The 8,441-nt window shown below is 56.1% G+C and carries 6 protein-coding genes; 2 read left to right on the forward strand and 4 right to left on the reverse strand.

The features are described from left to right. Positions 1 to 1,057: 1,057 nt before the first annotated feature. From QOL82_RS28850 to QOL82_RS28860, 3 genes are all read right to left on the reverse strand, one after another. Entirely contained in the window at positions 1,058 to 2,470 is a 1,413-nt protein-coding gene (locus QOL82_RS28850; protein WP_283445772.1) for a sensor histidine kinase, read from the reverse strand. Positions 2,471 to 2,474: 4 nt separating this feature from the next. Continuing rightward, positions 2,475 to 3,155, reverse strand: coding sequence for a response regulator transcription factor (locus QOL82_RS28855; protein ID WP_283445773.1), 681 nt, complete (start codon positions 3,153 to 3,155; stop codon positions 2,475 to 2,477). 241 nt (positions 3,156 to 3,396) lie between these two features. Then, on the reverse strand, positions 3,397 to 3,654 hold the full coding sequence (locus tag QOL82_RS28860) for a hypothetical protein (protein ID WP_283445774.1): 258 nt from the start codon (positions 3,652 to 3,654) through the stop codon (positions 3,397 to 3,399). 202 nt (positions 3,655 to 3,856) lie between these two features. Between QOL82_RS28860 and oxlT the strand changes: the two genes are divergently transcribed. Next, the gene (gene oxlT, locus QOL82_RS28865) at positions 3,857 to 5,173 is read left to right on the forward strand and encodes an oxalate/formate MFS antiporter (protein ID WP_283445775.1); all 1,317 of its coding nucleotides are present in this window, start codon (positions 3,857 to 3,859) and stop codon (positions 5,171 to 5,173) included. 368 nt (positions 5,174 to 5,541) lie between these two features. Here the strand turns inward: oxlT and QOL82_RS28870 are convergent, their stop codons facing one another. After that, positions 5,542 to 5,760, reverse strand: coding sequence for a hypothetical protein (locus QOL82_RS28870; RefSeq protein ID WP_283445776.1), 219 nt, complete (start codon positions 5,758 to 5,760; stop codon positions 5,542 to 5,544). 419 nt (positions 5,761 to 6,179) lie between these two features. Here QOL82_RS28870 and QOL82_RS28875 point away from each other — a divergent pair, with 419 nt between their 5' ends. Beyond that, positions 6,180 to 7,919 carry a methyl-accepting chemotaxis protein gene (locus QOL82_RS28875; protein WP_283445777.1) on the forward strand — a complete coding sequence of 580 codons (1,740 nt, stop codon included), beginning with the start codon at positions 6,180 to 6,182 and terminating at the stop codon, positions 7,917 to 7,919. Positions 7,920 to 8,441: the final 522 nt, after the last annotated feature.

An 8,441-nucleotide genomic window follows, 5' to 3' on the forward strand; every position in this document is an offset into this window, starting at 1 on the left:
GCCACGTCCTTCTCCTAAAATTCTGCCCTTACGGGCCTTGTTACGGCACCTTTCGGTGCTCTTCCTTCGACGATGGTGCAACGCAGCTTCAGGATGACTCCCTCGCGACAGACCGTTTCGTGCTTACCCTATGCTTGTCTGCATCTGCCGCTTTCAGAGCTTGGAACTTAGAAAGCATTCCAAGGTGAGCCTTGTACTTCGTTGCAACGTAGCGGGTTGAGTACCGCTTCGTTTGGTCAACCGAGCTTGTCAGCCTCCTTTCAAGCTCTGGCCTTCAGGCCGGGGTAGTTGACACGTGTATTTGCAGCAGTGCCAGTCAGGCAGAGCGGAATCGACCTGAAGACCGACTCAGAATGTTACTCTATGGCAAAACTTCACGCTTGTCGAATAAAGACGTTATTCTGTTCAAGGCTGTACCATTTTGGCGGCTAGCGCCTTAATGCGGGCGCGATGATGGCCTGCGTGCCTTTTCCGCTTCTTCTAGCTTGGGTACGGTACACACACGTTGCACGACGGCCGAAGGAATCCGCGCGGCAGCCATTCCAAGCCGTGTTGCGGTCTACAGCGCCGCCGTGGGATAGGGACGCAGGGAAGCCGCCTTGTCATAGAGCGTGCGGATAGGATTGCCACTTGGCCTAGCTTCGCCTGGCGCGCGGCGATTGTCGGGGGAAGGAAACAAACTCACTGTGACGGATCGCGGCCGTAAGCGCGATGAGGCGAACCCCGAGAGGCCCTGGAATCACAGTGACCCGTGCCGCTAATTCGGTCGCCATCAGCGGATGGCTATCAACCCGGTGGGCAACGTTGACATGATTGACCTCTCGTGCAGGAATGCTCATCAATAGACCTCGCCGACCGGGTTTGCGTTTTAAAACGTCGCGGTAAATTGAATAAAGTCCAATTCAGGTCTCATGCAGGTCCTTTGATTCCGTAACATCACGAATAGTGATGCCCGTCCTCGTGAAATGCCACGCGCCCACGAGGTAAAACGGAGCGCACGACCTGCCACGGGGCTGGATCGACAGGGCTGCTACCCGGCTTTAGCGCTGCGGCCGGGTTAGCTTTCGCTCCTCCCCGATGCCTGTGCCGTAGATCTCAGTGTGAAGACGTGGGGCGATGCCGCATGGGGCACCGTGAGCGTAGCGCGCAAGCCAGGGGCATTGTCGGTCAGGGCGAAAATACCGCCATGCAGCTTGGCAACCGCTGCCACCAGGCTCAAGCCCAGGCCGACGCCGGGCGTGCCGCGGCTGGCATCGCTGCGGTAAAAACGCTCGGTCACTTTGGATTTTTCCTCATCCGCAATTCCCGGGCCATCATCGGCCACCGTCACCGCGATGGCGAGGTCTGCTTCCTGTATCGCCGTTATGCTGACGACACCTTTTTCCGGTACGAATTTCAAGGCATTGTCGATCAGGTTGCTAATCGCCTGGGCCAGCAGCAAAGGGTCCCCTGGCACGATCAGTTCGCCGGGCCGGTTGCAGGTTAGTGTCACGCCCTTGAGTTCCGCTACTGGTTGATAGAATTCCGCCGCATCGCCGGCGACTTTGGCAAGATCGACCTGCACGAAGCCGGAGCGGCGGGCGCCGGTGTCGATCTCGGCCAAGCGCAGCAGCGCATTGAAAATGGCGATCACGCGGTCGACATCGGCCACGGCGGTATCGATTTCGGCAAAGGTATGATCCGGCGCAGGACGCGTACGCGACAGGTTTTCCAGGCCGAAGCGCAGTTCCGACAGCGGCGTGCGCAAGTCATGCGCAATTGCGTTGGAGACGTTGCGCACGCCCTGGATCAATTGCTCGATCTGGTCGAGCATGCGGTTGACGGTCTGCTCCAGCATATTGAGTTCATGGTTGCCGCTGCGCACCGACAGGCGGCGCGACAAATCGCCTTTGACGATGGCCGAAGTGGTCAGGTTGATGCGGTGCACTTCTGATAGCAGCGCGCGGCGTATCATCAGGCCGCTCAATGCTCCCAACAGCAGGATGACGCCGGTGGCGGCAGCCAGGTCAAACATGAACAGTTGTTCCAGCCGCTGGTGATAAGCGGTATTGCGCCCCACCAGCAACTGGTAACCGCCGTCAAGGGTAGTGCGCACCAGTACTGCGCGCAGCAGCTGGTTGCCTTGCCGGATTTCCATGGTGAGCGGTCCCGTCCCGGTCAGCGGCAGTTCGCTCGGCCAGACCGGCAGGTTGCCGACAATCGGCACCAAGGCCGGGTCTGCCAGCAGATAATATTTTTCGTCTTCTGCAGGCTGCTCGCCGATGCGCGACTCAATCGCCGCTATCAGCCCGTCCTTGCCGCGCTGGTTGAAAACATTGGTCAGCCGGCGCATGTCGGCCACCAGGATCTGGGTGCGCCCTTCGTCGATCAGCTCGCGCCATGCATACCAGATCGGGGTGGCCATCACGGCCAGCACGACGAAACTCAGGGCAACATAGTTGAACGCCAGCGTGGAGACGGACAGGCGCATCGGTCTAATCACTGGCACTGAGCATGTAACCCGCACTGCGGATGGTGCGCAGGAGCGGACGGGCGGCGCCGGCATCAATTTTTTGGCGCAGCTTGCTGATATGAACGTCGATCACATTGGTCTGGGGGTCGAATTGATAGTCCCACACATTTTCCAGCAGCATGCTGCGAGTAACGACCTGATTGGCGTGACGCAGCAGGTATTCCAGCAGTTTGAATTCGCGCGCCTGCAAGGTCACGCTTTTACCGCCCCGCATGACCTTGCGCGACAGCACATCCATCGACAAGTCGCCCAGCACCAAGGTGGTCTCGGTGCGCTCATCCTGCGAACGGCGGATCAGGGCATCGAGCCGGGCCAGCAATTCGCCTAGCGCGAAGGGCTTGACCAGATAATCATCACCGCCACTTTTCAGCCCCAGGATGCGTTCATCCACATCTGACAGCGCGCTCAGGATCAAAATCGGCACCTTGCTGCCATTCTTGCGCAGAGCCGCAATGATGCCGAGGCCATCAATGCCGCCCGGCAGCATGCGGTCCATGATCACAGCATCGTAAGGTTCGCTGACCGCCAAGAACATGCCGTCGCGGCCATTGTCGGCGTGATCGACCGTGTGACCTGCTTCGGACAAGCCGCCGATCACGTAACGGGCGACCCGTTCATTGTCTTCGACAATCAAGATTTTCATGACTACTCATTACTACCTTGGGCGTTCATTACTCTCTACGGCAGTGTTGGGCGGCGCCAGACATGGTATTCGCAGGCAAGCACCCCACGGCCGAACAGCGCCGAATATCACCGCCAGCGATGTACAGCAAGCCACAGCCGGTGTTTATATTTTATCATTCCTGCCCACGCGTAACGACGCAATTCCGTCTGAGCGGTACACGCCGCATGTCGCCGGCCTGTTACCGAGGCATTAATTCTTGTTAATGCCGCGTGAATGCTGGATTAATGTAGCCGGTGTGATGGTGCTCGATGTCTTCACGCATCTGTTCAACACGGATGTGTTGAGCCCGGTGCTGAAAAGCCTGCGGGCTTTTTTTATGCCGTTCTACCTTGGGCATCCGCTTCTGCTCCCATTTCTGCCGCTGTATGGCACCCCGGCCAGTGTTGCTGTGCATCGGGCCGTATGCAGCCGCGCTTGGTTGGTCGTCAACATTAACAATTTTTAATGATTTGTTCATCTAGGGTTAATGTCGCCGGTCGCATTATCGCAAAACGTTATCACGGCCTTGTCCTAAAAATGGCATGACCGGAACAATTTTTCCTTGCAAAAAATCGAAACAAATCCTTCAAGACCAAATAGTGCAGGAGACAACCGTCAGCCGATATTTTGAATAAATTATTCCCGATGTTTACGGTTTAAATTAAAAAAGAGAGCGAGACATGAGACAGCAAAATGCATTAGCCGCACGCAGCAGGCCAGCATCCTATCGCTGGACACAATTAGTCCTCGGCATCGTCGGCATGGCGATGATTGCAAACTTGCAATACGGTTGGACCTTGTTCGTCGATCCGATCTCCGCCAAGTACGGCTGGAGCCGGGCCGCCATTCAAGTTGCCTTTACCATCTTCGTTGTGACTGAAACTTGGCTTGTTCCTATCGAAGGCTGGTTCGTCGACAAATTCGGTCCACGTCCGGTCGTGGTGGTTGGCGGCTTGCTGTGCGGTTTGGGCTGGGTCATGAACTCGTATGCCGATTCGCTCATGGTGCTCTACATCTCGGCAGCCATTAGCGGTATCGGCGCCGGGGCGGTATATGGCACGTGTGTCGGCAATGCTTTGAAATGGTTCCCGGATCGCCGTGGCTTGGCGGCCGGTTTGACCGCTGCCGGTTTTGGCGCCGGTTCCGCCGTTACCATCGTGCCGATTTCGTCCATGATCCGAAGCAGCGGCTACGAATCTGCCTTCCTGTACTTCGGTATCGGCCAGGGCATCATCGTCATCTTGGTCGCGCTGTTCCTGACTCGCGCTCCCGAGCACAAAAAAGGTGACGGCGTGGTGGCCAAAGTCCAGCAAACCAAACGCGAATATCGTCCAAGCGAAGTATTGCGCAAGCCTGTTTTCTGGGTCATGTACGCCATGTTCGTCATGGTTGCGGCCGGCGGCCTGATGGCGACCGCCCAATTGGGCTCGATCGCCAAAGACTTCGAGATCTTCGACATCGATGTCAACATCATGGGCCTGGTATTGCCGGCGCTGACCTTCGCACTGGCCATCGACCGCGTATTGAACGGTTTGACCCGGCCTTTCTTCGGCTGGGTGTCCGACCAGATCGGTCGTGAGCCGACCATGTTCATCGCCTTTGCGATTGAAGCAGTCGGTATCCTGTGCCTGTATCAATATGGCCGCGATCCTGTCCTGTTCGTGATCTTGACCGGTATTGTGTTCTTTGCCTGGGGCGAAATTTACAGTCTGTTCCCGTCCACTTGCGCCGATACCTTCGGCACCAAATATGCCACCGCGAATGCCGGATTGCTGTACACAGCCAAAGGGACAGCGTCTCTGCTGGTGCCGCTGTCAAGCGTGATCGCCGCCTCGGCCGGATGGCATGCCGTGTTTATCATCGCCAGTGCGCTCAATGCCACTGCAGCACTGATGGCATGGTTTGTTCTGCGTCCGATGCGCCGCAAGCAGATGAATCTGCCGGCTGACGACGAGTCTTTGTCCAGCGTCGGCGCCTCGCCGCTGTACGCCAAGTAATCCGGTGCACTGCCTCTGGCAGCAACAGTTCGCACGGCAATGCGCCAGAATGCCAAAGCCCGTCCCCTGTGGATCCGGGCTTTATCTAAATTTTTAAAGGCATGAGACGGCACGCTCCACGCTGCCGAGCGTAGAGCCCCAGGCACCTTGCATGATCAGCGTTGCGAAAGGCAGGTTAGTGCTGAAATCGGTTCGGTCTAAAAATTCTAATTGGACCCCTGTTCAATACCGTCGGGCAGGTCCGGTCCGGTTACTCGAGAATGGGGCGACTTGAGATCTTGAACATTGCCGGAAAAATCTAGGGCTGGCTGGACACAGCCGTGAAACGATAACCCTACGTATCCCTTCACAGTTTCCAGTAATTATTGTTAGATTGGGTTCATGTGAAAAACGGAGCATTGGCCCTGCGCGCGACTATGACGTTTTGCCGGATGGCAGGCGGTACCATAGGGCAGATCCAGAAAACAATAAATTGCTAAGCCGATAATTAAGCTCATCAGTCTTGCATTTATCGTCTGCGGCGCAGCCTTGTCCAGTTGGCAATCGTCCATTACCAGCGATTCAGGGTAAAAATCATCAACATTCAACGTAGCGGCCTTGGGCAGGCTCCGCGTGCGACTTGCTGGCGCGCTAGTCGACCGAACTACTGATAATCGCCACTTGAAACCAAGGATGACGCAGCGAAATGCTGCGCTAGTCAAGGAAGGAACCGTCGCCTGGCTCGCCAGAAACCTGGAGAAAGCCTAAACGGACCGGTTGGCATCTTTCAAGATTGCTTCGACGTCGGCTGTATCAATGCGATGAAGGGCTGTTTCAATCGCCAAGTCGTTAAGTATGGTGTTAGAACCTGCCAGCCTCGCCGCGCTTATCGCCGAGAATCAAGCGACATCTCCTGGTCAGCGAGGGCGAAAAATGATAAATTCAATTAAATTCGTTAAAATCGCTTTATTTAACGATTAAGGTGGTAATATTTCTGCCTAGAAACCAATCCAGCGCGAGAAATATTATGAAAAGCTCCACCCAAGGATCGGGTGCCAGCCTGTTTGGCCGCATCACGATTGCCAACAAGCTGCTGCTCCTTACCATTAATGCGATTATCGGAGTACTGCTTGTGACCGGCTTTCTCCTGGTCCAGGAACGGGACGGCATGCTGAAAGAGCGGGAAACCAGCGTGAAGCAGGCTGTCGAAACCGCGTACGGCACGCTGGCCTACTATCAGGGCCGTGTGGAAAGGAACGAGATGTCGCTGGAGGAGGGCCAGAAGAGCGCGATGGATGCCGTGCGGACCATGCGCTATGGCGACGGCGATGTCGAGTACTTCTGGATCAACGACATGGCGCTAAAGATGGTCATGCATCCGATTAAGCCGGCGCTGGATAAAACGGACCTCTCCGACAACAAGGACCCGACCGGCAAGCCCCTTTTTGTCAACATGGTGGATATCGTTAAAAAGCAGGGTGCTGGATTCGAGTTCTACATGTGGCCCAAGCCCGGCAATGAAGCGCCGGTCCAGAAAGTGTCCTACGTGAAGGGCTTTGTGCCGTGGGGCTGGGTGATTGGATCGGGCGTGTACATCGACACCGTCGATGCGGCAGTCTGGCAGCAGGCAAAGTATGCTTTCCTGATCGCAGCCGCCATCGCCAGTCTCCTGTTTGTGATCGGCTTGCTTGTGGCGCGCTCCGTTACGCGGCCGATCAAGCGCGCAGTCGAAATTGCACAGCAGGTCGCGAAGGGCGATCTGACAAGCCGGATCGAGGTCACCAGCATGAATGAGACCGGCAAGTTGATGCAGGCATTGAAAGAGATGAATGAGAACCTGGTCACTATCGTTACCAAAGTCCATAGCGGAACCGACACGATTGCAACGGCGTCTAGCCAGATCGCTGCCGGCAACTTGGATCTCTCGTCCCGCACTGAGCAGCAGGCCAGTTCGTTGGAGGAAACCGCGTCAGCGATGGAAGAACTGACGTCGACCGTACGCCAGAATGCAGATAATGCCCGTCAGGCGAATCAACTAGCGCAATCGGCCGCCGATATTGCAGAGCAGGGTGGTCAGGTAGTGCTGCAGGTGGTGACCTCGATGCAATCGATCGACAATTCCTCCAGAAAGGTCAGCGACATCATCGCTGTCATCGACGGGATAGCATTCCAGACCAACATTCTTGCCCTTAACGCGGCCGTGGAAGCGGCTCGCGCTGGAGAACATGGCAGAGGATTTGCGGTGGTGGCCAGCGAAGTGCGTAATCTGGCCCAGCGCTCAGCCGCTGCCGCGAAGGAAATCAAGGCACTGATTGCCGATTCCGCATGCGAAGTGGACAATGGCAGCCGCCTTGTGCAACAGGCCGGTGCCACCATGAAGGATGTTGTCACCAGCATCAAGCGGGTCAACGGCATCATGAATGAGATCACGGCCGCCAGTAAAGAACAGAGCATCGGCATCGAGCAAGTCAACGAGGCTGTTGCGCAAATGGACCAGGTGACCCAGCAAAATGCGGCACTCGTTGAAGAAGCTGCGGCTGCTGCTGAATCACTACGTGAACAGGCAAGCGAACTTTCCGTGACGGTAGGCATGTTCAGGCTTGTGGGTGCAGAGGGAAATGCTCGCACCGTTGAACGCTCCAAGCCACGGCAAAGTGCAGCATTGTCGAAAGGGCCGGCGGCACAGCGCTCGCTGCTTGCTTCCAAATTGATTCGACGGCTTCCAGGTGAGACAGGAGTGCGGACCGAAAAGTGGGAAGCGTTTTAATTTGCAGGTCATCTGTGGAGCGCGCCCTGGCATTAGATTCAAAGGTGCGTGAATTCTTCATCGACATAATGATTCTTAGTCTGGTTCAGTGTCGCGGGATCAGACTAACTGTACTTTAAACCGGGGCACGGCGTTCCAATCGTCGGACTACGCCTTTAGTCAACTCGAGCCGGATGGGCCGACACTCTAGCCTTGGGGCGCCGGTCGACGACTCGTTGAATGATTTCTAAGCGATCCAGTGCGCGCATCGGCATCGTGATGTTACCAGCGTGTAGTTCTTGGCGATCTCTCTGTAAGCCGCGACGATACGTTGCATCAGGGAAAGGCGGGGATCACAACTTGGCTGCTACATTCAAATGTCAAAGCAAAGTTCAGATGTCCGCTTCCCGGCTAAGTTGAAATGTCCGCTTTTGCCGTGTGATTTGTGTCTCAAGCTTTAATAAATGCAGCCGCGATAGCGGAATAATTGCTGTTTGGCTGCCCTAAAATCAATCAGCAATCTCGGTGCGCGGGCCGTTAGCT

This window comes from Noviherbaspirillum suwonense (assembly GCF_900182955.1).
GTDB classification, from domain to species: domain Bacteria; phylum Pseudomonadota; class Gammaproteobacteria; order Burkholderiales; family Burkholderiaceae_D; genus Noviherbaspirillum_A; species Noviherbaspirillum_A suwonense.